Source organism: Streptomyces sp. NBC_00250 (assembly GCF_036192275.1).
Classification (GTDB): Bacteria; Actinomycetota; Actinomycetes; order Streptomycetales; family Streptomycetaceae; genus Streptomyces.
Genome location: NZ_CP108088.1, coordinates 729,093 through 750,314 on the forward strand (window position 1 = coordinate 729,093; position 21,222 = coordinate 750,314).

Genomic DNA, 21,222 nt, shown 5'->3' on the forward strand with positions numbered 1-21,222 from the left:
CTTCTCTGTGCGCATCAAGGGCACGGAACGGGTGTTTCCGGATGAGCCGATCACCACCCTTGTCCGCCGCCTTCGGCTTGGTATACAAAACGGGGAAGCCGTCGGCCCACTCCCCCAAGGAGCACCCATGTGCGTCGAAGCCACCCCGCCGCCCTCAAGCAAGCTGACCCGCCGCGGCATCCTCGCCGGAGCGGCCGCCCTCGCCGGCACGATGGCCGCGGCCGGCCAGGCGGCGGCCGCCGTCGGTGACCACGGATCCGCCCCGGGTCGCCGCGCCTCCGGTGGCACCGCGCGCGTGGGCCACCTGGTGATCCAGGGCGGCACCCTGCTCGACCCGGCCACCGGCGAGGTCACCGAGAACGCCGTCGTCGTCATCGAGGACGGCACCGTCCGAGCGACCGGCCGCCGGGGCGACGTCGCCGTACCGCAGGGCGTCCAGGTGCTCGACGCCCACGGCCGCTGGATCCTGCCGGGCCTCGTGGACGCGCACATCCACCTCAGCACCGCCGCCGAGGCCCGCGACGCCGTCCGCAAGGGCGCGACCAGCGCACGCAGCGGATCGACCGCGTTCTACCAGGACATCGCCGTCCGCGAACTCGCCCGACACAGCCCCGCGCTCGCGCCCCGACTGAAGGCCGCCGGCGTCTTCGTCACCCCGAACCTCGGCGACACCGTGCTCGCCGACCCCGACCTCACCCCGCTCGCCCGCCTCAAGGACGGCGTGCGCTCCGCCGAAGCCCTGCGGCGCGTCGTGGAGGTGAACCTCGCCCGGGGTGCCGACGTGATCAAGACCCGGGTCAACGAACGCGCCGGGCTCCCCGAGCAGGACCCGCTCGCCCAGGTCTACTCGCGCGAACAGCTCGCCGAGATCGTCGGGGCGGCCCGACGGCGCGGCAAGGGCGTCCTCTGCCACAGCTACAGCGAGCGGGGCTGCCACGACGCCGTCATGGCGGGCATCCGCTCCCTGGAACACGGCGCGTTCGTCGGCGAGCGCACGCTGCACGAAATGCGGCGCAGGGGCACGTACTTCACGCCCACCCTCACCGCCATCGCCGGCCTCGCGGAGTCCTCGGACCCGATCCTCGCCGAACGCGGACGCACCTACCTCCCGGTCCTGAAGCGCGCGGTCCTCGCCGCGCACGAACTGGGCGTCCCGCTCGCCGCCGGCACCGACTCGTCGGGCGGCGTGGTGGACCCGATCGGCGGCGAGGTGGCACTGATGCACTCCGCCGGTCTGTCGCCCCTGGACGCGATCCGCACGGCGACGACGGGCGCCGCCCGCCTCCTGGGCATCGACCGCACGGCGGGCCGCCTCACCCGCGGCTACGCGGGCGACGCGATCCTCCTGGCCGGGGACCCGCTCGCCGACCTGACGGTGCTGAAGCAGCCGGTTGCGGTCGTACGGGCGGGGGTTGTGGCCTGAGCCTTGGCCGTACGCGGCGGCTGTCGGCTGCGGTGACACCGAGGCCGGGCTCGGCCCCGGCGGGCCGCCGAGGTCGGGGGAACCCGGCGGGCCGCTGACGTCGGCTTGACCCCGGCGGGGCACCTACTCGCCTTGCGCCACGACCCGCACGACCGGCCACGGCCTGCATGAAGCCCCCTCGGCCCGCACCGCACCGCCTCGCCCCGTCGGACGTCGGCCACCGGGCCACCGGGCCACCGGGCCACCGGGCCACCCTCCGCCTGACCACCGAGTCACCCTCCGCCTGGCTGCCTTCCGCCGGAGATCGCACCGCGCCTCACCTCCACGGGCTTCCCCACCCGTGCAAGACACACACCGCTTCGAGCCGCTCGCGCCACACGCGGCGCGATGCCCCTGCCCTGGTTCCCCGTGCCGGCCGCCACTCAAGTCCGGCCCGCACCGCCCCCGTCCGCAACACCGTCCCCTCGAAGGAGTCCCCCATGCAGCCGTCCTCGCCCTCGTCCTCGTCCTCGTCCTCCTCCTCGTCGCAATCCCCCTCCTCGTCCCCGTCCGTGCTCTCCGCCGGCGCCGTCTCCCGCCGCACGATGCTGGCCGGAGCCGCCGCACTGGCGGGCGCTACGGCCACGGCGGCCGCGACCGCCGCGCCCGCACAGGCGGCGACCTCGGCTCCGGGCGCCGCCGAAGCCGCAACACCCTCCGGCGCTTCGGGGCGTCGGGACAAGACCGTGGTCTTCCGTAACGTGCGTCCGTTCGGCAGGGCGAAGGCCGTGGACCTCGTGGTCATCGACGGTCGTATCTCGGACCGCCCGGCGCCCCGTGGCGCGAAGGTCGTCGACGGAGGAGGCCGGATGGCGCTGCCGTCGCTCGTGGACGCGCACATCCACCCCGACAAGACGACCTGGGGCGGTTCCTGGGTGTCGCGGCGGCCGGCGAGCGGCATCGCCGACTACGTCGCGCAGGACGTGGAGTTGTTCCGCAGCCAGCGGCGACCGGTCGTCGAGCGGGCGTACGGGCTGATGTCGCACGCCGTCTCCCGGGGCACCCGCGGCATGCGCGCCCACGCCGACGTGGCACCGGCCTACGGTCTGGCCGGGGTGGAGGGTGTGGCGGCGGCCCGCGAGCGGTTGCGTCACGCACTCGACGTCCAGATCGTCGCCTTCCCGCAGCACGGTGTCATCCGCACCCCGGGTACGGCCGCGCTCCTTGAGAAGGCGGCGCGCGAGGGGCTCATCGACATGATCGGCGGCATCGACCCGATCGGTTTCGACGACGCTCTCGACGAACAGCTCGACGTCGTCTTCGGCATCGCGGACCGCCAAGATGTCGGCGTGGACATCCACCTGCACGATCGTGGCGAGAAGGGCATGAAGGCGATGCGCGGCATCGTCGACCGTACACGTGCGCTCTCCCTCGCGGGGAAGGTCACCGTCAGCCACGTGTTCTGCCTGCCGGGCCTGACGGACCGTGAACTCGGCTCGATCGCCGCCGACTTGGGTGATCAGGACATCGCCCTGACCACGGTCGCGCCGTCCGACTCGCTGGTCCTGCCGATCGCGCGACTGCGCGAGCACGGAGTGCGGGTCGGGCTCGGTTCCGACGGGGTGCGTGACTCGTGGAGCCCGTTCGGCAACGCCGACATGATGCACCGCGCGCACATCCTCGGCTGGGTGACGGACGTGCGTCTCGACGAGGAACTGACGGACTGTTACAGCGTCGCGGCGCACGGCGGCGCGGACGTGATGGGCCTGGCGCACGCCGACTTCAAGGCCGGTTCTCCGGCCGACTTCGTGCTCGTCCGGGGCGAGTGCCTGCCTCAGGTGGTCGTGGACATGCCTCGGCGCGACATGGTGGTGCACGGCGGTGTCGTCGTGGCCCGCGACGGCGAGTTCCTCGCCTGATCCTGCGACCGGTGGCCGGTCGGACACCCCTCTCGGGTGCCCGACCGGCCACTGACCGGTTCTCCGCGCCCGGACCTTCTACAGGTAGGGCCGCGTGATCAGCTCGAGCGCGTGACCTGCGGGGTCCTTGAAGTAGACCCCTCGGCCGCCGTGCTCGGTGTTCGTCTCGCCGGGGCGCTTCATCTGCGGGTCGGCCCAGTGCTCGATCCCCTGGTCGCAGAGCCGCGCGTACGCCCGCTCGAAGAGCTCGTCGTCGACGAGGAAGGCGTAGTGCTGCATCTGGATCTCGACCGGGGGTGCGGCGAATTGGATCAGCACGCCGTCGGCGAGCTGGACGTTGACGAAGGGGCCCCAGGACGGCGCCTCGGGGAGTTCCAGCAACTCCCGGAAGAAGCGCGCCGACTCGGCGCTGTCCTTGGCCGCGATGATGGTGTGGTTGAACGTGACTGCCATGTGGATGACCTCGCTGTTGATTCGACACGGAAGGGGACTTGTCGCAGTGCCTGAGCACTGACGGGGGTCCTCGTGCCGAACCGTGGGGGTGCTTCTCGCGCACCCACGGAGCGATCAGTCGTCCACCGGATGGCCCGTCTGTGTATGGCGTCGAATCGCCGGTCCGGTGTTCACGTCGAAGGACGCTACGTGATCAAGGCGGCCGTGACAAGCGCATCGCGCGCCCGCCGAGGTGTTGCGCGGAGCCTTGCCAGTCCCCCGGGGTCACCCTATTCTCCCGGAAAGAAAGCGCTTTCTTTCCGTCCATGGGCCGCCCCGCCGAAGGCTGCCCATGGACGGTTTCTTCTGCACCGAACGGCGTTCCACAGGCACGGCACGAGCGCAGCGCGGCACCGCGTCGCGCGAGCACGGCACGCAGGAACAACCCCAGCGTTCGAAGACGAAAAGGACGGCGAGCATGAAACGACCAGTCGCACTCCGACTCCACGCGGCACTGGCCACCTTGGCCCTCGCGGCCGCGACCGGTGTGGTGCTGTCGATGCCCCAGGCATCGGCGGCGACCGGCGGCCCCACCGGCTACGCCACACAGAACGGCGGGACCACCGGCGGCGCCGGCGGGCAGACCGTGCGGGCCACCACGGGAACCGAGATCCACGCGGCCCTGTGCGCACGGGCCGGCAGCAGCACGCCGATCACCATCGAGGTCGAGGGCACGATCAACCACGCCAACACCGCGAAGGTCTCGGGCACCAGTTGCAACACCGCCGCCGGGGTGATCGAGCTCAAGCAGATCAGCAACGTCACCCTCGTCGGGGTCGGCGCGGGCGCCGTCTTCGACCAACTCGGCATCCACATACGCGAGTCCAGCAACATCATCATCCAGAACGTGACCGTACGGAACGTCAAGAAGTCCGGCTCGCCGATCTCCAACGGCGGTGACGCCATCGGCATGGAGAGCGACGTCCGCAACGTCTGGGTCGACCACACCACCCTGGAGGCGTCGGGCGGCGAATCGGAGGGCTACGACGGCCTGTTCGACATGAAGGACAACACCCAGTACGTGACCTTGTCCTACAGCGTCCTGCGCAACTCCGGCCGTGGCGGCCTCGTCGGTTCGAGCGAGACCGAGCTGTCGAACGGCTTCATCACGTACCACCACAACCTGTACGAGAACATCGACTCGCGCGCCCCCCTCCTGCGCGGCGGCACCGCCCACATGTACAACAACCACTACCTACGGATCAACGAGTCCGGCATCAACTCCCGCGCCGGGGCCCACGCCAAGGTGGACAACAACTACTTCGAGGACTCCAAGGACGTCCTGGGGACCTTCTACACGGACGCCGCCGGGTACTGGCAGGTCGGCGGCAACATCTTCGACAACGTGACCTGGTCCGCCCGCAGCTCCGACAACAACCCGGCCGGACCGGACCCTCAGTCCAACACCACCATCGCCATCCCGTACGCCTACACCCTCGACGCCGCCGACTGCGTTCCGAACCTCCTCAGCCGAACGGCGGGCGCCGGTAAGGGACTTCAGGTGTCGGACGGCAGCTGCTCACCGCAGACCCCCACACCGACCCCCACGACTCCGACCACCCAGCCGACCACTCCCACGCCCGGCCCCACCACCCCCACGACCGGACCCACCCAGCCCGGCGGGACCAACCTCAGCATCGGGGCGGGCTCCGACGGTTCGAGCAAGGCCGACGGCACGAGCTACGGCAACGTGCGGGACGGCGACCTCGGCACCTACTGGTCACCGGCGGGCGCGACCGGATCGGTGTCGATCAAGTGGGGCTCCGCCACGACCGTCTCCGGTATCGCCATCCGTGAGGCGGCGGGCTCGGACGGTGCGATCGGATCCTGGAGGGTCCTCAACGGCGACACCGGAGCCGTCCTCACCTCCGGCAGCGGGGCCGGTGTCATCACGGTCCCCCGCACAGCACTGAAGAAGATCACCTTCGAGATCGTCGGCTCGACCGGCACGCCCCGCGTCGCCGAGTTCGAGACCTACGCCGGATAGTTGCTCCGGCCCGCCGGACCGGCGGGCCGGGACTGCCGGTCCGGCGGACGGCCTGCCGGACCGGTGGGCGGCCCGCCGGACCGGTGGCCTGGTCCGGCGGACCGGCAGCGCCCAGCGCGTGTACCTCCGCTTCAGTTCACGAACTCCCGGTCTCCGTACCGCACTTCAGCCTCGTCCCAGTCGGCGCCGAGCGACACCGTGAACTTCCGTGCCAGGGGCAGATCGGCGATCGGGGCGACCAGGACGAGGCGGCCGTCGAGGGTGACCGAGCCGCCACCCAGCTTCTCCCGGGCCTCGGGGTCCGCCACCAGCGCCTCGCGCAGGCTGCTCGCCCGCACGCCGGGCACCTCGATCTCGACCGCGTCGGTCTCCGGTGACGTCCTCGGCAGACAGCGGAAGGTGAGCACGGACTCCTGGTCGTACTCCTTGGCGATGACGCCCGCGATGTGCTGGAGACCGTCACGCCCGACCCTGTCGACGTCGAAATCCCGGGACCGCTCGTACGTGGCCTGCTTCAGGTCGTCGGACCAGAAGACGCCGTCGAGGAGCGTCGAGGCGGCCGGCCGCGCACCGTGGGCACGGATGATCGCGCGCACCTCGTGGTCGAAGCGCGTCAGACGGGTCCGGAGCCGGGGATCGTCCGGGTCCGTGATGATCGAGGTGTTGTCGGTGGCGAAGATCTCCGCCGTCGGGCAGTCCTGGTCGACGGGGGCTGCCTGGGTGCTCTGCGCACCCGTGACGCCGAGGACGAGGGCTGCGAGTCCGGTGGCCAGGAGGTGGACCCGGCGCCTGGTGGTGTTGACGTCATCCATGGCGTAACCAACGAGTCGAGCCGGTGATCGTTGCGTCACCCACCCGGAGATGAGTACCCGTGCTCATCCCCGGCCGTGGCCGCCGCTCCTACCGTGTTCTCACGGCACAAGACGGAGCGGGCGGAACGAGGTCTCATGAGCACTCACCTGTGGGAGGCCCCGGGCCGTACGCGGCGCAGGTGGCCCACCGGGTACCTGTTGACGATCGCGGTGCTGACCGGGGGCGGTCTGGTGATCGACATGTTCGCCTTCTACCTCTCGATCTTCGCGACCGACAGTTGCGGGACGGACAACCCGGCCCTCGTCTGCACCACGTTCGGGATGCTGTCGATGTGGGCACTGCCGTGGATCGGTCTCGGCGTGGCGGCGGCGGTCTCCATGGGGCTCGGGCTGATGGCCTGGCGGCGCGGCCGTACGCCATGGGTGCATCTCCCGCTCGGCGTCGTGCTGTACCTGGCCTCGCTCGTCGGAGCCTGGACGATCATGGTCTCGTGAGCGGGGACGGTACTCGGTGGCGTTCGGCGTGAAGATCAGGAAAGCTCGCCGCATGATCTCGGTATTGCAGAACGTGGCAATCGACTGTGCGGATGCGTACGAGCTGGCGCGGTTCTGGAGCGGTGTGACGGGCCGTCCGCTGCACCCGGAGGACAGACCCGGTGACCGGGAGACCCAGGTGATGCTGACGGAGGGCCCGGTGCTGTATTTCAACCAGGTGCCCGAGGCCAAGACGGTCAAGAACCGGCTCCATCTGTGTCTGCGCCCCGACACCTCGCGCGATCTGGAGGTGGACCGGCTGCTGGGCCTCGGTGCCACCCTCGTCTCCGATCACCGGAAACCCGACGGCTCGGGCTGGGTGGTCCTCGCCGATCCCGAGGGCAACGAGTTCTGCGTCCTGCGCAGCGAGTCCGACCGGGCGGCCGCGCACCCCTGACGCCCACGACACCGCCCCGGCGGACGCCGCGCGGGAACGACCGTGTCCGCTCCGGCTCGCCCCATCGGCGAAGCCTCGATCGGTCCGGAACGCGTGCCGGAGATCGCGGCAGCCCTCCCCGACGCCGACAGCAGACAGCAGACAGCAGACACGAGGAACGATGACGCCCGACACCTCCCCGTCTCCGACCCCCGTCGCGCCCGACGGCTTGAGCCGCAGGGCCAAGGGTTTCGTCGAGGCGTACGGCGTCCGTGTCCCTGTGACGGACATCCGCCCCTATCGCGACGCGTGGATCGGACACGGCGTCCCCGCCGCGGAGGTCGACCGGGCCGAGGCCTTCCAGGAGCGCTGGGGCGGTCTCGCCCTGCCGCCGGCGCCGTTCTACGAGGGCGGCCCACGCGTTCTGGACGCCGACTACCCCGAGGGCTCGACCGAGGAGGGCTGGTCGTTCTCGGCCGGGTCCTGCCGGTTCTCCATGGCCTACGGATTCGCGATCGGGCCCGGAGGCGAGTTCGGGATCGAGGCCTACCGGTGGACACCCTTGCATGCCAGTACGGACGGATGGGTGGAATCCCTGGCGCTCGCCTCTCATGCGGGACGCTGGGCCAGGACCGTCACGAGGATCAGGGGCGAAGCGGTCGAATCCCTGGACCTCGGTGGGTACGAGCCGGTGCCGGAGGTGCGGGGACTGACCGACACGTGGTGGCGAGGCGAGGACTCGCTCATCGCCGTCTACCGCGGCGAGGCCGTCGGCCTTGACGCACCTCAGTGCCAGGAAGCCCATGTGTACGGCGGCCTCGACGAGTGGGGCCTGCGCGGCGGCTGACCGCCGGACGATCCTCCGGACGACCTATGTCGGGGCGAGGTGCGTGAGGCCCTGTACGAGGAGGGTGAGGCCGAAGGTGAACTCCTCCGCGACGGCCACGGAGGTGAGGGACCGGGCGGCCTGCAGGAGGGCGGGGTAGGAGGCCGGGTCGAGGCCACCGTAGAAGGCGGCGAGTTCGGCCCCGTGGGCGGGGGCGGCGGCAGGTCCGTACTGCTGGGCTGTGAAGCCGATGACGTAGTGCGTGACGGCGGTGAAGGCGCGGGCGGCCAGGTCGACCGGCAGGCCGTGCCTCAGCAGGGTCGCCAGGACGCGTTCGCGTCGGGCGAGTCCGTGGGGGCCGACGGGGACGTACGCCATGAGCAGCGGCAGGGTGTTCGGGTGGCGGCGCAGGGTGTCGTGGAACCGGTGGGCCGTCACAGTGAGCGCCTCGCGCCAGTCGGCGGAGCCTGCGAGCGCGTCGAGGTCGACCTCGCCCAGGACGCGGTCGACGACGTACGCCAGGATCTCGTCCTTGCCGTCGAAGTGCCGGTAGAGGGTGGCCGTACCGGAGTCGAGGGCCTCGGCGAGCATGCGCAGGGAGAACACCTGGGTGCCGTGCTCGTCGACCAGGCGCAGGGCCGTGGTGACGATGTGCGCGGTGTCGAGCGAGGGCCGGCCCCGCCGGGGCGCGGCGGAGGCAGGGGCCGGGCGGGCGGCCCACCAGGCCGGGCTGCCGAGGGGCGGCGGGGTGGCGGCCATGCGGTGGGGCCCTCTCTCGCTGTGCCGGGTCGTCGCCGCCCTGCGCGTCGCGGCTCCCGGCGGCCATCCGTGGTGCGGTGACACCGTATCGGTCGACCGGCCGTGTCAGGACCCGGCCCCGACCCCGGCGGTCATCAGGCCGATCGCGGTCGTCAGGCCGATCGTGGGCGACCGATCCGAGGCGCCGTCGCCGCCCGGCCCGTCCGCCGTACCCGCGACGTGCCCGACGTGGCCGACGTAGCCGTCCGGGCGGATGAGCAGGACCGTGTCCTCGGTGATTCCGTACGTCGCGAGCAGGGCCGCTTCCTGTGCTGTACCGGGTGTGGTGTGCGGCAGCACGGTGTGGCGGCGCAGCGGGACTCCGCCGGGCGGCCAGGGAAGGCGGTCGGCGGCGGCTGCGGCGCGGGCGCCGAACGCGAGGGCCGTGAAGTGCGGGCCGCGAAAGAGGTCGAAGAGGCGGCTCGCCGTTCCCGTGGCCCCGGGCAGGGTGGCGTCGGGGGCGCGGTCGCCGCAGCGCAGGGTCGCCGTGCGGGCCGCCTCGGCGGGGGCGAGCGGGCCGCCGAAGTAGGAGATGCCGAGCTGGTGTTCGTCGGGACCCCGGGTGAGCCCGCTGGGACGGGTGCGGCGCACGCCCTCGTACAGCTCGGTGGAGCGGCCGAGGACCTGGGCGGCGACGGGGCGCCGCTCCCGCTCGTAGCTGTCGAGGAGGGCGTCGTCGGCGCCTGCGAGGACCTGCTGGAGTTTCCAGCCGAGGTTGTGGGCGTCCTGGACACCGGTGTTGAGGCCCTGCGCCCCGGCGGGCGTGTGGACGTGGGCGGCGTCGCCGCAGAGCAGGAGCCGGCCGTTGCGGTAGTGCTCGGCGAGGCGGATGTTGGGGCGGAAGACCGAGGACCAGCTGATGTCGCGGAGGGTGAGGGAGGGTCCGACGCGGCGGCGCAGGAGGGTGGTGAGTGCGGTCCCGGTGAGGTCGACGGGGTCGCCGGGCCGGATCCTGATCATGATCTGGAAGCGGCCGTCGGTGCCGGGCAGGGGACAGGCCGCGACGCTGCGGCCCCGGGGGCGGGGCCAGATGTGCCAGTGGTCGCGGGAGAGGCCGTCGACGGCTGCGTCCACGAGGATCATCCGGTCGGTCTCGTCGGTGGTGCCCTCGAAAGCGATGCCCGCGGCCTTGCGGACGGTGCTGGAGCCGCCGTCGGCGCCGACGACGTAGCGGCTTCTCAGCAGTCGGCCGTCCGCCAGGCGCACCGTGCACGCCTCCTCGTCCTGGGTGATCTCCACGGCGCGGGCGCCGAAGTCGACGCGTACTCCCAGGCGTTCGACGGCGTCGTGGAGGAGGGCGGTGGTGGCGTACTGAGGGAGCAGGAGAACGTCGGGGTAGGGAGTCCCGATGCTGTCCGGGGCGGTGGCGTGCATGCGCCAGCCCTTGGTGAACGGGCCGAGGTGCAGTCCCATCGGAGGGTAGGGGCCGCCTGCCGCGCGGGCGGCGTCGGCGAGGCCCAGGTCGTCGAGGACTTCCAGGGTGCGGGGCTGGATGCCCTTGGCACGTGAACCCTGGAAGCCCTTCTCGTCGCGCTCCACGAGTCGTACCGATATGCCTCGGCGGGCGAGGTCGAGGGTGAGGGCGAGCCCGACGGGCCCCGCGCCGATGACGGTGACGGCGGTGTCTGCCGTCTTCACCGCCGTGACCGCCGCCACCTCTGCGGCCTCCGCGACCGCTGCGACCGCTTCCTTCGATTCCGGCATGTCCGACGCTCCTTGCCGTCCCCCGGGTGCGCGCAGGAGTGCGCACACCTCAGCTTTACGGATACAACGTATCCGAAAGCTCGGGAGATCGGGGCGCTCAGCCGTGCGGCAGGATGACCGCCCGGCCGTTGACGCGTCCCTCGTGCAGCCGCTCGTAGGCCTTCGGCGCCTCGTCCAGGCCGTACGTCTCGACGTGGACGTCGACCGCGCCCGAGCGGGCCAGGTCGAGCACCTCGATCAGCTCGGTCCGGGTCCCCCAGTACGGGGAGGTGACCGAGACCTCGTACGGCAGGGCGCCGAATCCGACGGGCAGGGTGCCGCCGCCGAGACCGACGATCGTGACGTCGCCCTCGACCGCGACCATCGCACCGGCGGCCGTCACGGTGGGCTGGACGCCCACGAAGTCGAGGACGACCTCGGCACCGCGCCCGCCGGTCAGTTCGCGGACCGTGGGGGCTGCCGCGGCGTCGGACAGGACCGTCTCGTGCGCGCCGACGGTGCGGGCGAGGGCGAGCTTCTCCTCCGAGACGTCCAGGGCGATGACCCGGGCCGCCGTCATGGCCCGCAGGAGCTGGACGGCGACGTGGCCGAGCCCGCCCGCGCCGATGACGACGGCGGTGCTCCCGGGAACCAGCTTGGGGAGGGACCGCTTGACGGCGTGGTACGGGGTGAGGCCGGCATCGGTGAGCGGGACGGCCTGGACGGGGTCGAGTCCGCCGAGCGGGACGAGGTGGCGGGGACTGTCGACGATCATGTACTCGGCAATGGCGCCCGGGGCTCCGAGTCCCGGCGGCCTGATGCCGAGTTCGGCGGCCCGCAGACAGTAGTTCTCCTTGCCCTGGGCACACCTGAAGCAGCTGCCGCAGCCCCACGGGCCGTAGACGGCGACGGCGTCACCGACGGCGAATCCCCCGGCGCCGGGGCCGAGGGCGGCGACGGTGCCGACGCCCTCGTGCCCCAGGGTCAGCGGCAGCGGAAAGGGCAGCTGGTCGGCGGACCAGCTCATGACCGCGATGTCGGAGTGGCAGACCCCGGCGGCGGTGACCTTCAGGAGCACCTGGCCGGGCCCGGGTTCCGGGTCGGGAACGGTGACGACCTCGGGCGGGGCGCCCACCGTGCGGTACTGCAATGCCTTCATGACGCTTTCCTCACAGGGGTGTACGGGGTTCGTCCGTGGGGGGTGGCTCCTTCGCGAGCAGCGCGAAGGCCTCCTCCACGAGGGTGGGCAGCGCCTCCCGGGGGCCGCCGAGCACCCAGGCGCGGGTCGCGGCCAGGAGCGTGGCGGCGCCGGACCCGACGGCGACGGCGGGCCGCAGGTCGCGTTCGGGATCGGTGCGGAGCCGGGCCGCGACGATCCGGACCGACGCGGCCTCGCCCTCCAGGAGGATCCGGCGGAGCACGGCGCGCAGCGACGCCTCCCCCTCGGCGAGAAGGAAGACCTCCCGGACCCCCTCACGGCGGTGCCAGGCCGGGACGACCGGGTCATCGAGCCAGCTCCGCAGGGCCGCGCGGTAGGCGGTGAGCGGGGCCTCGCTCGCGGGACGGTCCGCGAGGGCCTCGTTGATCCGTGCGCAGTCCGCGCGGATGCCGTCGAGGACGGCCTCCTCCTTGGAGGCGAAGTAGCGACTGAAGGTGCGTCGGGAGACGCCGACCATGTCGGTGACGTCCTCGACGGCGACCCCGGCCGTGCCGTGCTCCAGGACGAGCTTCAGCGCGGCTTCTCCGAGTGCCTCCCGTGTCCGCGCCCCCTTGGGGCCGCGCCGCGGGCTGCGGCGTTCTCGCTCCGTGCTCACATTTGCACCGTACACCCATTAATGTCCCAGTGGGACATTAGGGAGAATGAGGAACTGCGAGGATGAAACCGATACCGCGCAGATTAACGCTCTTGTGACGACTTGTCGCCAATGAGTCACCTTCCTCGCATGGATGGGGCAGTGTGGGGCAATTCGCTTACGGGCCGACGTGTGCCCGTGCGAGAGGAGCGTGCCGTGCTGTCCGACTTCTTCGACCGGCTGTTCAGACGCGGCACCGACTCCGGCTCCGGCGCGGAAGCGGACGGAGGAACAGGTGGGCGGGGGCCCGCGCGCTCACCGGGAAGGCTCGTGCTCGACGCCGACTTCTCCTCCACCGAACAGTGGGTCGCGGGCCGTTCCTGGGCCTATCCCGACGGCGGGCCGACCAATCCGGGCGACAACAAGCTCGACCACCTGGTGGAGGACCCCTCGTACAGCCGGACCGGGACCTTCCGGGCGACCCGTCGCCCGGACGGGAACTGGAACGCGGGGCTGCTCACCACGGAGGGCAGCGCGGAAGCCTTCCTGGTGCAGGCCGACGACGTCCTGGAGGCGCGCGTGCGCCTGCCCGCGGAGACGGGCGCCTGGCCGGCGATCTGGACCTGGCTCGACGGGGGCCAGGAGATCGACGTCTTCGAGTACCACCCCGACAATCCGGACCTCCTCGAACTGTCGAACCGGATCCGGGGGCGCCACCTCTATTTCCGCGACCCCGCCGTACGACCCGGGGCATGGGTCGACCTGCGGGTCGAGTTCGGCGCCCGGAACGTGGTGTGGTGGGTGAACGGCGCGCGGGCCTTCGACGACCGCCGCGGGGTGGGGCGTTCCTGGCGGGCCCACCTCATCGTGAACCTGTCGGTCTGCGCGGGCCGTTACCACCCGGCACCCACCCCGGACACCTCGGAGATGTCGTACGAGGTGACGGCGTTGCGCGTGTACAGGAACTGAGCTCGATCCGGGTCGGGTCGCATCGGGTCAGGCCGGCGGTCGCGCCGGCGGGGCGCCGCATCGTCCGCGCGAACGGGCGGCAGGAGCCGGGCGGTGAACGGGACGGGCCACCCGCGCGGGTGCTTCGCTCATCGGCGACGCGCGCGATGTAGGGGGGATGCGGGCTCTGAGCGAACGGGCGTTGCGTAGGCTCGAACAGAACGTTCCGCGCACCCGCACCGTGCCGCCCGTACGACGAGGAGGGCCCCCATTTGAACAGCGCCGACGAGGGACGGCAGCAGCTCGACGCGGCCAGCGTCCTCAACGCGAAGAGCACGCTCCTCCAGCTCCTCGCCCGGGCGGGGGTCTACACCGGCGACGCGGAGGAGCTCATCGGGCTCGTCGAGGCCGGCGCGCTGGCCCTCGCGCACGCGGAGATCGCCGAAGCCCGGCGCAGCGCCCCGGAGCCGACGGAAGCGCAGGAGGAGGAGCAGGAGCAGGAGGAGGAAGAGCGGAAGGAGGCGCGGAGGAAGGAGCCCTACGCGTCCGGCTGGGCCGACGGCGTCCTGGCCGTCACCGAGGAACTCGGCGTCATCGCCGAGCGGGCACTGGTCCTCGCCGTCACCACCGCCTCGTCGACCGAATCCCCGGACGAGCGCTCCCCCGTCCGCAGGGCGGAGATGGAGCGGGCCAGGGTGGCCGTCACGCCGCTCTACCTCTCGTACACCGATGTCTCCGACCTCGACCCCGAGGTCACCGAGCAGGTGCTCGGCGCGGTCCTGCGCACGATGAGTCCCCGGCAGCGGGCCGGATACCCGGGGCGGCTGACGGAGTTCGCCACCGCCCATCACGCGCACCTGGAGCGGCTGTACGCGGAGTACGGCCCCGGCAGCCCGATCGCGATTCACGGCCGCTACTCCCTCATCCACTCCCCCACCAGCGTCGCCGTCCTGGAACGTCTCGCCGTGACACCGTCGGCCCTGCACGAGGAGTGGGACGCGGCCGAGCTCCCGCCGGCCTGGCTGGACGGGCTGACCACGGCGTGGGGGTCCCCGGCTTGACGATGACGCGACGACCCCCGGACTGACGATGGCACGGCGGTTCCCGGCCTGACGACGGCGCGGGGGTCCCCGGCCTGACAGGTGGTGACCTCACCGCCAACTTGTCCCACCTGATGAGCAGTTGCCCTCGCCCGCCCCACCGGCGTGCGAGATCGCGGCAGTTCCGCACCAGGATTACTTAGGTTAGGCTAAGTTAAGTTCCTGTGCGCCGACTTGGGGTGACCACCCCCGTCGTGTGCCACGTCCCCATTCATCAGGAGAGACGGAAGAGCATGACCTTACGGGTCGCGGTGGCCGGAGCCAGTGGCTACGCGGGTGGGGAGATCCTCCGCCTGCTCGCCTCACATCCCGGCGTCGAAGTCGGCGTTCTGGCCGCGCACAGCAGTGCCGGGCGCACCCTCGGCCAGGTGCAGCCCCAGCTGGCCTCGTTCGCCGACCGGGTGCTGACGGAGACATCGGCGGCGGCGGTCGACGGGCACGATGTCGTGTTCCTCGCCCTGCCGCACGGGCAGTCGGGGGCGCTCGCCGGGGAGTTGGGCGGCGACACCCTCGTCGTCGACTGCGGAGCGGACTTCCGCTTGCGCGACCCGGCCGAGTGGACCCGTTTCTACGGCACCCGGCACGCGGGGACCTGGCCGTACGGACTTCCCGAAATGCCCGGCGCGCGGGACGAGTTGAAGGGCGCCAACCGGATCGCCGTGCCGGGGTGCTACCCGACCGCGGTCACCCTCGCGCTCTACCCCGCGCACGCCGCGCGCCTGGTCGAACCCGAGGTCGTCATCGTCGCCGCCAGCGGGACATCGGGCGCCGGGAAGTCGGCCGCGCCGCATCTGCTCGGCTCCGAGGTGATGGGGTCCATGACCCCGTACGGCGTCGGCGGCGGCCACCGCCACACCCCCGAGCTGACGCAGAACCTGTCCCTGGTGGCGGGCGAGCCGGTGACCGTGTCCTTCACCCCGACCCTCGCGCCCATGCCCCGCGGCATCCTCGCCACCTGCTCCGCCCGGCTGCGCCCGCACGTGGCCGTCGACGGCGGTCTCGACGAGGTGCGCGAGGTCTTCGAGGCTGCGTACGCCGACGAACCGTTCGTCCGGCTGCTACCGCGGGGTCAGTGGCCGTCCACGGCCTCGGTGCTCGGATCCAACACCGTGCAGGTGCAGGTGGCCCTTGATCCGGCCGCCCGCCGCCTCATCTGCGTGAGCGCGATCGACAACCTGACCAAGGGCACCGCCGGTGGCGCGGTGCAGAGCATGAACGTCGCCCTCGGCCTGCCCGAAGGGCTCGGCCTGCCCATGAATGGAGTGGCTCCGTGACCGTGACCGCCGCCCGAGGATTCCTCGCCAGCGGGGTGGCCGCCGGCATCAAGACGTCCGGCGACCCCGATCTCGCCCTGGTGGTGAACCAGGGCCCCGCACCGGCCGCCGCAGGAGTCTTCACCTCCAACCGCGTCCAGGCCGCACCGGTCCACTGGTCGCGCCGGGCCCTCGCCAACGGCAGGGTCTCCGCGGTCGTCCTCAACTCCGGCGGCGCCAACGCCTGCACCGGCCCGGCCGGCGCCGACGACGCCCGGACGATGGCCGAGCTCACGGCCCTCGCCGTCGGTGTCACCCCGGACGACGTGGCCGTCTGCTCCACCGGGCTCATCGGTGTCCCCCTGCCCATGGACCGGATCACGTCCGGCATCGCCCTCGCGGCGGACCGCCTGACCTCCGACGGCGGCCGGGACGCGGCCGTCGCCATCAAGACGACCGACTCGGTGCACAAGACCGCCGTCGTGTCCCGGTCCGGCTGGACCGTGGGCGGGATGGCGAAGGGCGCGGGCATGCTCGCCCCCGGTCTCGCCACCATGCTCGTGGTCCTCACCACGGACGCCGTCGCGGCGGGGCCGTCGCTCGACTCCGCGCTGCGCGCGGCCGTACGGACCACCCTCGACCGGGTGGACTCCGACGGCTGCATGTCCACGAACGACACCGTGCTGCTGCTCGCCTCGGGCGCGTCCGGGGTGACCCCGGAGGACCAGGACCTTACAGAGGCGGTGCACGCCGTCTGTCTCGACCTGGCGCGGCAGCTGATCGCGGACGCCGAGGGCGCGTCGAAGGAGATCGAGGTGGCGGTCGTCGGCGCGGCGTCCGAGGAGGACGCCGTGACCGTGGGCCGCTCGGTGGCCAGGAACAACCTCCTCAAGTGCGCCCTGCACGGCGAGGACCCCAACTGGGGCCGGGTGCTCTCGGCCATCGGCACGACCGACGCGGTCTTCGACCCCGACCGACTGGACGTGGCCATCAACGGCGTCTGGGTCTGCCGGGACGGCGCGGCCGGGGAGCCCAGGGAGAAGGTCGACATGTCGGGCCGCCTGATCACGATCACGGTCGACCTGCGCGCCGGGGACGCGTCGGCCGCGATCTGGACCAACGATCTGACGGCCGAGTACGTGCACGAGAACAGCGCCTACAGCTCATGAGCGGACGGGGTACGGGAATGAGGACGCTCGGTGAGCAGCCCGCCGTGCGGGATGCGGAGGGTGTGGCGACCGTGCGGGGTACGAGGCGAGCGGCCTCCGGGGTCCTGCCGACCACGGACGTCCCGTGGTCGGAGGAGCTCCAGGGCCGGACCGTCGTCCTGAAGTGCGGGGGCAGCACCCTGGTGGACCCGGCTCTCCGGCGGTCCTTCGCCCAGGACGTCGTCGAGCTGTGGCAGGCGGGTCTGCACCCGGTCGTGGTGCACGGCGGCGGGCCTCAGATCAGCTCGATGCTCGACCGGCTCGCCCTGGAGGTCCGGTTCGAAGCGGGCATGCGGGTGACGACGCCGGAGGCCATGGACGTGGTCCGCATGGTGCTCACCGGGCAGGTGCAACGGGACCTGGTCGGTGCCATCAACGCCCACGGGCCCTTCGCCGTCGGCATGTCGGGCGAGGACGCCCACACGTTGACCGCCGTACGCCGCCCGGCCTGGGTGGACGGCCGGCCGGTCGACATCGGTCTCGTCGGCGACATCGTGGACGTCGCGCCGGACACCGTCCGGAACCTCCTCGCCGGAGGCCGCATACCGGTCGTCTCCCCGGTGGCGCGCGGCACGGACGGGCAGATCTACAACGTGAACGCCGACCTCGCGGCCTCGGCCCTGGCCGTCGCCCTCGGCGCCGACCGGCTCGTGATGCTCACCGACGTCCCCGGGCTCTATGCCGACTGGCCGCGCAGCACCGAGGTGATCCCCCGGCTGACCGCCGGCGAACTGGACGCGCTGCTGCCCGGTCTCGCGGGCGGGATGCTGCCGAAGATGGAGGGCTGCCTGCGGGCGGTCCGCTCGGGAGTCGGCCGGGTCCACGTCCTCGACGGTCGGACGCCGCACGCCGTCCTCCGGGGTGTCCTCACGGAGGAGAATCCCGGCACCACGGTCCTGCCCGACGACGCGCAGGACCACGCCCAGAACCGATCGAAGGACGACGAGGAGATCCCCGTATGACCGGCTCCACCCCGCTCACGGACCGCTGGCGTGCCGTGATGATGGACACGTACGGCACTCCTCCGCTGGCCCTGGTCCGCGGCGAGGGCTGCACGGTCTGGGACGAGGCCGGCCGCGCGTACACGGACTTCACCGGCGGGATCGCCGTCAACACGCTCGGGCACGGCCATCCCGCCGTGGTCGCGGCCGTCACCGAGCAGGTCGCGCGGCTCGGTCATGTCTCGAACCTGTTCGTCGCCGAGCCGCCGGTCGCCCTGGCGGAACGACTCCTCGGGCTGTTCGGCAGGCCGGGCCGGGTGTTCTTCTCCAACTCCGGTGCGGAGGCGGTCGAGGCTGCGTTCAAGGCCGCCCGGCGGACCGGGCGCACCCGGGTCGTCGCGATGGAGGGCGGCTTCCACGGCCGCACGATGGGCGCGCTCGCGGTCACGGGTCAGCAGGCGAAGCGCGAGCCGTTCCTGCCGCTGCCCGGGGACGTGACACACGTGCCGTTCGGTGACGTCGAAGCGCTGCGCGCGGCCGTCTCGGAGGACACGGCGGCGGTCTTCGTCGAACCCGTGCAGGGTGAGGCGGGCGTGATCCCCGCGCCCGACGGGTTCCTGCGGGCTGCCCGCGCGATCACCCGCGCCGTGGGGAGCCTCCTCGTCCTCGACGAGGTGCAGACCGGGATCGGCCGGACCGGGCACTGGTTCGCGCACCAGGCCGAGGCGGGCGTGGACCCGGACGTGGTGACCCTGGCCAAGGGGTTGGGAGGTGGTCTTCCGATCGGTGCCACGGTCGCGTTCGGAGCGGCCGCCGAGCTGCTCGGTCCCGGCCAGCACGGGTCCACCTTCGGCGGCAACCCGATCGCCTGCGCGGCGGGTTCGGCCGTCCTGGAGACCGTCGCGGCCGAGGGCCTCCTGGAGCACACCGTACGCATGGGTGAGCTGCTGCGGGCCGGGGTGGAGGCGCTGAAGCACCCTCTGGTGGCGGAGGTGCGGGGCGCGGGGCTGCTGCTCGGCGTCGTCCTGACCGAGCCGGTCGCCGCCCGGGTCCAGGGCGCCGCGCAGGAGGCCGGGTTCCTCGTCAACGCCGCCGGTACCGGGACCGTGCGCCTGGCTCCGGCGCTGACGGTCTCGGCGCGTCAGATCGGAGCGCTGGTGGAGGCGCTGCCGGGGATCCTGGACCGGCGCCAGGTCGTGTCCGGACAGTAGCGCCGTCTGCCCGCAGGGCAGGGCCCGCGGCGTCCGGTGCGAGCGCAAGGCGCCGGGATGCCCGAGTAGCTCCGCTACTTGGGCATTTCGGCAACGCGGCGATCGTGCGTGCCGGACGTACACCGACCGGCCGTCCTCCTACCCGCACGCCCGCCCCGGGTAGTCCTCGGTCTCCGGTACGCCGGCCTCGCGCATCCGGCGCAGCACCTCGTCCAGTGACGCGTCGTCGACGTGCACGGGGAGGTTGAGCTCCCTGTCGAAGACCATGGTGTCCGCGTCCGGGTGCCAGATCACCCACCGCGGCGGTGACGCGGGCACCTCCCACAGGGCGGCGAACGCCGCGAGGCCGTGCTCTTCGCCGCTCATGCCTTCCCCTTCCCGGTGCGCCCGTCGACGTACGTCGCCACGACCTCGATGTCCCCGATCCGTGAGGTGTCGACGGCCCGGGGATCGTCGCCGAGGACCACCAGGTCGGCGCGTTTGCCGGGCGTGAGACTGCCCGCGCCGTCGTCCTGGTGGGAGGCGTACGCACCCGCCACGGTGTAGGCGTGCAGGGCCTCGTCGACGGTGACGCCCTCGTCCGGTCCGATCAGCCGGCCGGAGCTGGAGGCGCGTTCGACCATGAACTGGATCGCGCGGAGCGGCGAGCCGTCCGTGACGGGCCGGTCGGAGCTGCCGACGAGGGTGACGCCGTGGTCGAGGAATCCCCGGCCCCGGTACATCCAGGGCGCCCGCCGCTCCCCCATGACGTCCGCGTAGTCGTCGCCGAAGGAGCGGAGGAAGTGGGGCTGGACGACGGCGCTGACGCCGAGCCGGGCGAAGCGCGGGAGCTGGTCCGGGCGGATCAGACCGGCGTGTTCCACACGGTGCCGGGCGTCCGGGCGGGCCCGCCGCTCCTGCGCCCGCTCCAGGGCGTCCAGGGCGAGGTCGGCGGCGCGGTCCCCGATGGCGTGGACGGCGAGCTGCCAGCCGGCGAGGTGGCCGTCGACGATGAGCTCCGCGATCCGCTCGGGGTCGTCCTGGAACTGTCCGGAGGTGGACATCCCCTCGTACGGTTCGGTGAGTGCCGCCGTACGGGCCATCATGCCGCCGTCGGTGTAGATCTTGAGGGCGCCGAGGGAGAGCCAGTCGTCGCCGAAGCCGGTGCGCAGGCCGAGGTCGAGGGAGCGCGGGATGCCGTCGTCGCGGTGCGCGGCGAGCGGGTGGAGGGTGTCGCCCGCGGCCATGAGCTGGACGCGGAGGGGCAGCCGGCCCTGGTCCCTGAGGAGTTGATAGGCACCGAGTTCGACGGGGCTGTGGCCGAGGAGGCCGCCTCCGATGCCCGCCTCGGCACAGGCGGTGATCCCCTCGGCGAGGCAGGCACGGCCGGCCCGCTCGATCGCGTCGGCGAGTTCCTCCTGGGAGTACGGCAGCCGAAGTCGCCGTACGGCGGTCATGGCGCTCTCCGCGAGGAAGCCGTCCTGGTGCGGCACGTCGGCCGGGAGGAGGTCGAGGACCGCGCTGTCGACGACGCAGGCGTGCCCGGAGTCGTGCATGAGGAAGATCTTGCGGCCCTGGGCGACGCGGTCCAGTTCCGCTGCGGTGAGATGGCGTCCCAGGGCACGTTGGTCGTAGCCGGCGATGTCCACCCAGGCGCCGGGTTCCTTGCGGGTGACGGCTTCCGCCACGACGGCGAGGACGTCCTCGACGCGCTCGCAGGGGGCGATGCTCGGGGTGTCGGCCTTCAGGCCCGCCCAGGCCAGGTGGACGTGGCTGTCGATGAAGCCGGGCAGCACGGTGGCGCCCTGGAGGTCGACGGTCTCGCGGGCGGGCAGCGAGGTCACGGCCGCGTCGAGGCCCACGATCCGGCCCCGCCAGATGCCGATGTCGTGGGCGACGGGGTGGTCCGGATCCATGGTGAGAATGCGCGCGTTCGTCAGCCTCGTACAGAGCATGGGCA

General features: G+C 72.2%; 20 protein-coding genes. 12 read left to right on the plus strand and 8 right to left on the minus strand.

What is annotated here, in order from left to right; genetic code table 11:
- Positions 1-127: 127 nt before the first annotated feature.
- Together OG259_RS03170 and OG259_RS03175 are read left to right on the plus strand one after the other, a co-directional pair.
- Positions 128-1,423 carry an amidohydrolase family protein gene (locus OG259_RS03170; protein ID WP_328940770.1) on the plus strand — a complete coding sequence of 432 codons (1,296 nt, stop codon included), beginning with the start codon at positions 128-130 and terminating at the stop codon, positions 1,421-1,423.
- Positions 1,424-2,007: 584 nt separating this feature from the next.
- Entirely contained in the window at positions 2,008-3,321 is a 1,314-nt protein-coding gene (locus tag OG259_RS03175; protein ID WP_328946978.1) for an amidohydrolase, read from the plus strand.
- 78 nt (positions 3,322-3,399) lie between these two features.
- On the opposite strand, the gene OG259_RS03180 is transcribed toward OG259_RS03175, so the two are convergent.
- The gene (locus OG259_RS03180; protein ID WP_328940771.1) at positions 3,400-3,774 is read right to left on the minus strand and encodes a VOC family protein; all 375 of its coding nucleotides are present in this window, start codon (positions 3,772-3,774) and stop codon (positions 3,400-3,402) included.
- A 457-nt stretch (positions 3,775-4,231) separates the two neighbouring features.
- On the opposite strand from OG259_RS03180, the gene OG259_RS03185 reads away from it, so the two are divergent.
- Positions 4,232-5,800: a pectate lyase family protein gene (locus OG259_RS03185; RefSeq protein WP_328940772.1), complete on the plus strand. Its 1,569-nt coding sequence runs from the start codon at positions 4,232-4,234 to the stop codon at positions 5,798-5,800.
- 131 nt (positions 5,801-5,931) lie between these two features.
- Here OG259_RS03185 and OG259_RS03190 read toward each other — a convergent pair whose 3' ends face one another.
- A complete protein-coding gene (locus tag OG259_RS03190; protein WP_328940773.1) occupies positions 5,932-6,612 on the minus strand; it encodes a hypothetical protein in 681 nt (226 codons plus the stop codon).
- Between the two features lie 135 nt (positions 6,613-6,747).
- Between OG259_RS03190 and OG259_RS03195 the strand changes: the two genes are divergently transcribed.
- The 3 genes from OG259_RS03195 to OG259_RS03205 all read left to right on the plus strand — a co-directional run bounded on the left by OG259_RS03195 (position 6,748) and on the right by OG259_RS03205 (position 8,369).
- A complete protein-coding gene (locus tag OG259_RS03195; protein ID WP_328940774.1) occupies positions 6,748-7,107 on the plus strand; it encodes a hypothetical protein in 360 nt (119 codons plus the stop codon).
- A 52-nt stretch (positions 7,108-7,159) separates the two neighbouring features.
- Positions 7,160-7,543, plus strand: a complete 384-nt coding sequence (locus OG259_RS03200) for a VOC family protein (protein WP_328940775.1) — start codon at positions 7,160-7,162, stop codon at positions 7,541-7,543.
- Between the two features lie 160 nt (positions 7,544-7,703).
- Positions 7,704-8,369 (plus strand): hypothetical protein, encoded by a 666-nt coding sequence (locus OG259_RS03205; RefSeq protein WP_328940776.1) that lies wholly within the window; start codon positions 7,704-7,706, stop codon positions 8,367-8,369.
- A 24-nt stretch (positions 8,370-8,393) separates the two neighbouring features.
- Here the strand turns inward: OG259_RS03205 and OG259_RS03210 are convergent, their stop codons facing one another.
- From OG259_RS03210 to OG259_RS03225, 4 genes are all read right to left on the minus strand, one after another.
- Positions 8,394-9,107: a TetR/AcrR family transcriptional regulator gene (locus OG259_RS03210; RefSeq protein WP_328940777.1), complete on the minus strand. Its 714-nt coding sequence runs from the start codon at positions 9,105-9,107 to the stop codon at positions 8,394-8,396.
- A 105-nt stretch (positions 9,108-9,212) separates the two neighbouring features.
- Positions 9,213-10,850, minus strand: coding sequence for an FAD-dependent monooxygenase (locus OG259_RS03215; RefSeq protein ID WP_328940778.1), 1,638 nt, complete (start codon positions 10,848-10,850; stop codon positions 9,213-9,215).
- Positions 10,851-10,947: 97 nt separating this feature from the next.
- On the minus strand, positions 10,948-11,988 hold the full coding sequence (locus tag OG259_RS03220) for an NAD(P)-dependent alcohol dehydrogenase (protein WP_328940779.1): 1,041 nt from the start codon (positions 11,986-11,988) through the stop codon (positions 10,948-10,950).
- A gap of 10 nt (positions 11,989-11,998) precedes the next feature.
- Positions 11,999-12,643 carry a TetR/AcrR family transcriptional regulator gene (locus tag OG259_RS03225; RefSeq protein ID WP_328940780.1) on the minus strand — a complete coding sequence of 215 codons (645 nt, stop codon included), beginning with the start codon at positions 12,641-12,643 and terminating at the stop codon, positions 11,999-12,001.
- Between the two features lie 309 nt (positions 12,644-12,952).
- On the opposite strand from OG259_RS03225, the gene OG259_RS03230 reads away from it, so the two are divergent.
- The 6 genes from OG259_RS03230 (at position 12,953) to OG259_RS03255 (ending at position 19,283) form a co-directional block, all read left to right on the plus strand.
- Entirely contained in the window at positions 12,953-13,591 is a 639-nt protein-coding gene (locus tag OG259_RS03230) for a beta-glucanase (RefSeq protein ID WP_328946979.1), read from the plus strand.
- Between the two features lie 251 nt (positions 13,592-13,842).
- Positions 13,843-14,631, plus strand: coding sequence for a hypothetical protein (locus OG259_RS03235; RefSeq protein ID WP_328940781.1), 789 nt, complete (start codon positions 13,843-13,845; stop codon positions 14,629-14,631).
- Positions 14,632-14,903: 272 nt separating this feature from the next.
- Entirely contained in the window at positions 14,904-15,944 is a 1,041-nt protein-coding gene (gene argC / locus OG259_RS03240; protein WP_328940782.1) for an N-acetyl-gamma-glutamyl-phosphate reductase, read from the plus strand.
- The gene (gene argJ, locus OG259_RS03245) at positions 15,941-17,092 is read left to right on the plus strand and encodes a bifunctional glutamate N-acetyltransferase/amino-acid acetyltransferase ArgJ (protein WP_328940783.1); all 1,152 of its coding nucleotides are present in this window, start codon (positions 15,941-15,943) and stop codon (positions 17,090-17,092) included. The genes argC and argJ overlap by 4 nt, the downstream gene beginning before the upstream one ends.
- 17 nt (positions 17,093-17,109) lie before the next feature.
- Positions 17,110-18,093, plus strand: a complete 984-nt coding sequence (gene argB / locus OG259_RS03250; protein WP_328940784.1) for an acetylglutamate kinase — start codon at positions 17,110-17,112, stop codon at positions 18,091-18,093.
- Entirely contained in the window at positions 18,090-19,283 is a 1,194-nt protein-coding gene (locus tag OG259_RS03255; protein ID WP_328940785.1) for an acetylornithine transaminase, read from the plus strand. Before argB ends, OG259_RS03255 begins: the two co-directional genes overlap by 4 nt.
- Positions 19,284-19,421: 138 nt before the next feature.
- Here the strand turns inward: OG259_RS03255 and OG259_RS03260 are convergent, their stop codons facing one another.
- Together OG259_RS03260 and OG259_RS03265 are read right to left on the minus strand one after the other, a co-directional pair.
- Positions 19,422-19,649: a hypothetical protein gene (locus OG259_RS03260; protein ID WP_328940786.1), complete on the minus strand. Its 228-nt coding sequence runs from the start codon at positions 19,647-19,649 to the stop codon at positions 19,422-19,424.
- Positions 19,646-21,217, minus strand: a complete 1,572-nt coding sequence (locus OG259_RS03265) for an amidohydrolase (protein ID WP_328940787.1) — start codon at positions 21,215-21,217, stop codon at positions 19,646-19,648. Before OG259_RS03265 ends, OG259_RS03260 begins: the two co-directional genes overlap by 4 nt.
- Positions 21,218-21,222: the final 5 nt, after the last annotated feature.

Coding starts and splice junctions, on each gene's coding strand:
- OG259_RS03170 (WP_328940770.1), top strand. CDS start 128: ATGTGCGTCGAAGCCACCCCGCCGCCCTCAAGCAAGCTGACCCGCCGC.
- OG259_RS03175 (WP_328946978.1), top strand. CDS start 2,008: ATGCTGGCCGGAGCCGCCGCACTGGCGGGCGCTACGGCCACGGCGGCC.
- OG259_RS03180 (WP_328940771.1), bottom strand. CDS start 3,774: ATGGCAGTCACGTTCAACCACACCATCATCGCGGCCAAGGACAGCGCC.
- OG259_RS03185 (WP_328940772.1), top strand. CDS start 4,232: ATGAAACGACCAGTCGCACTCCGACTCCACGCGGCACTGGCCACCTTG.
- OG259_RS03190 (WP_328940773.1), bottom strand. CDS start 6,612: ATGGATGACGTCAACACCACCAGGCGCCGGGTCCACCTCCTGGCCACC.
- OG259_RS03195 (WP_328940774.1), top strand. CDS start 6,748: ATGAGCACTCACCTGTGGGAGGCCCCGGGCCGTACGCGGCGCAGGTGG.
- OG259_RS03200 (WP_328940775.1), top strand. CDS start 7,160: ATGATCTCGGTATTGCAGAACGTGGCAATCGACTGTGCGGATGCGTAC.
- OG259_RS03205 (WP_328940776.1), top strand. CDS start 7,704: ATGACGCCCGACACCTCCCCGTCTCCGACCCCCGTCGCGCCCGACGGC.
- OG259_RS03210 (WP_328940777.1), bottom strand. CDS start 9,107: ATGGCCGCCACCCCGCCGCCCCTCGGCAGCCCGGCCTGGTGGGCCGCC.
- OG259_RS03215 (WP_328940778.1), bottom strand. CDS start 10,850: ATGCCGGAATCGAAGGAAGCGGTCGCAGCGGTCGCGGAGGCCGCAGAG.
- OG259_RS03220 (WP_328940779.1), bottom strand. CDS start 11,988: ATGAAGGCATTGCAGTACCGCACGGTGGGCGCCCCGCCCGAGGTCGTC.
- argC (WP_328940782.1), top strand. CDS start 14,904: ATGACCTTACGGGTCGCGGTGGCCGGAGCCAGTGGCTACGCGGGTGGG.
- argB (WP_328940784.1), top strand. CDS start 17,110: ATGAGGACGCTCGGTGAGCAGCCCGCCGTGCGGGATGCGGAGGGTGTG.
- OG259_RS03255 (WP_328940785.1), top strand. CDS start 18,090: ATGACCGGCTCCACCCCGCTCACGGACCGCTGGCGTGCCGTGATGATG.
- OG259_RS03260 (WP_328940786.1), bottom strand. CDS start 19,649: ATGAGCGGCGAAGAGCACGGCCTCGCGGCGTTCGCCGCCCTGTGGGAG.
- OG259_RS03265 (WP_328940787.1), bottom strand. CDS start 21,217: ATGCTCTGTACGAGGCTGACGAACGCGCGCATTCTCACCATGGATCCG.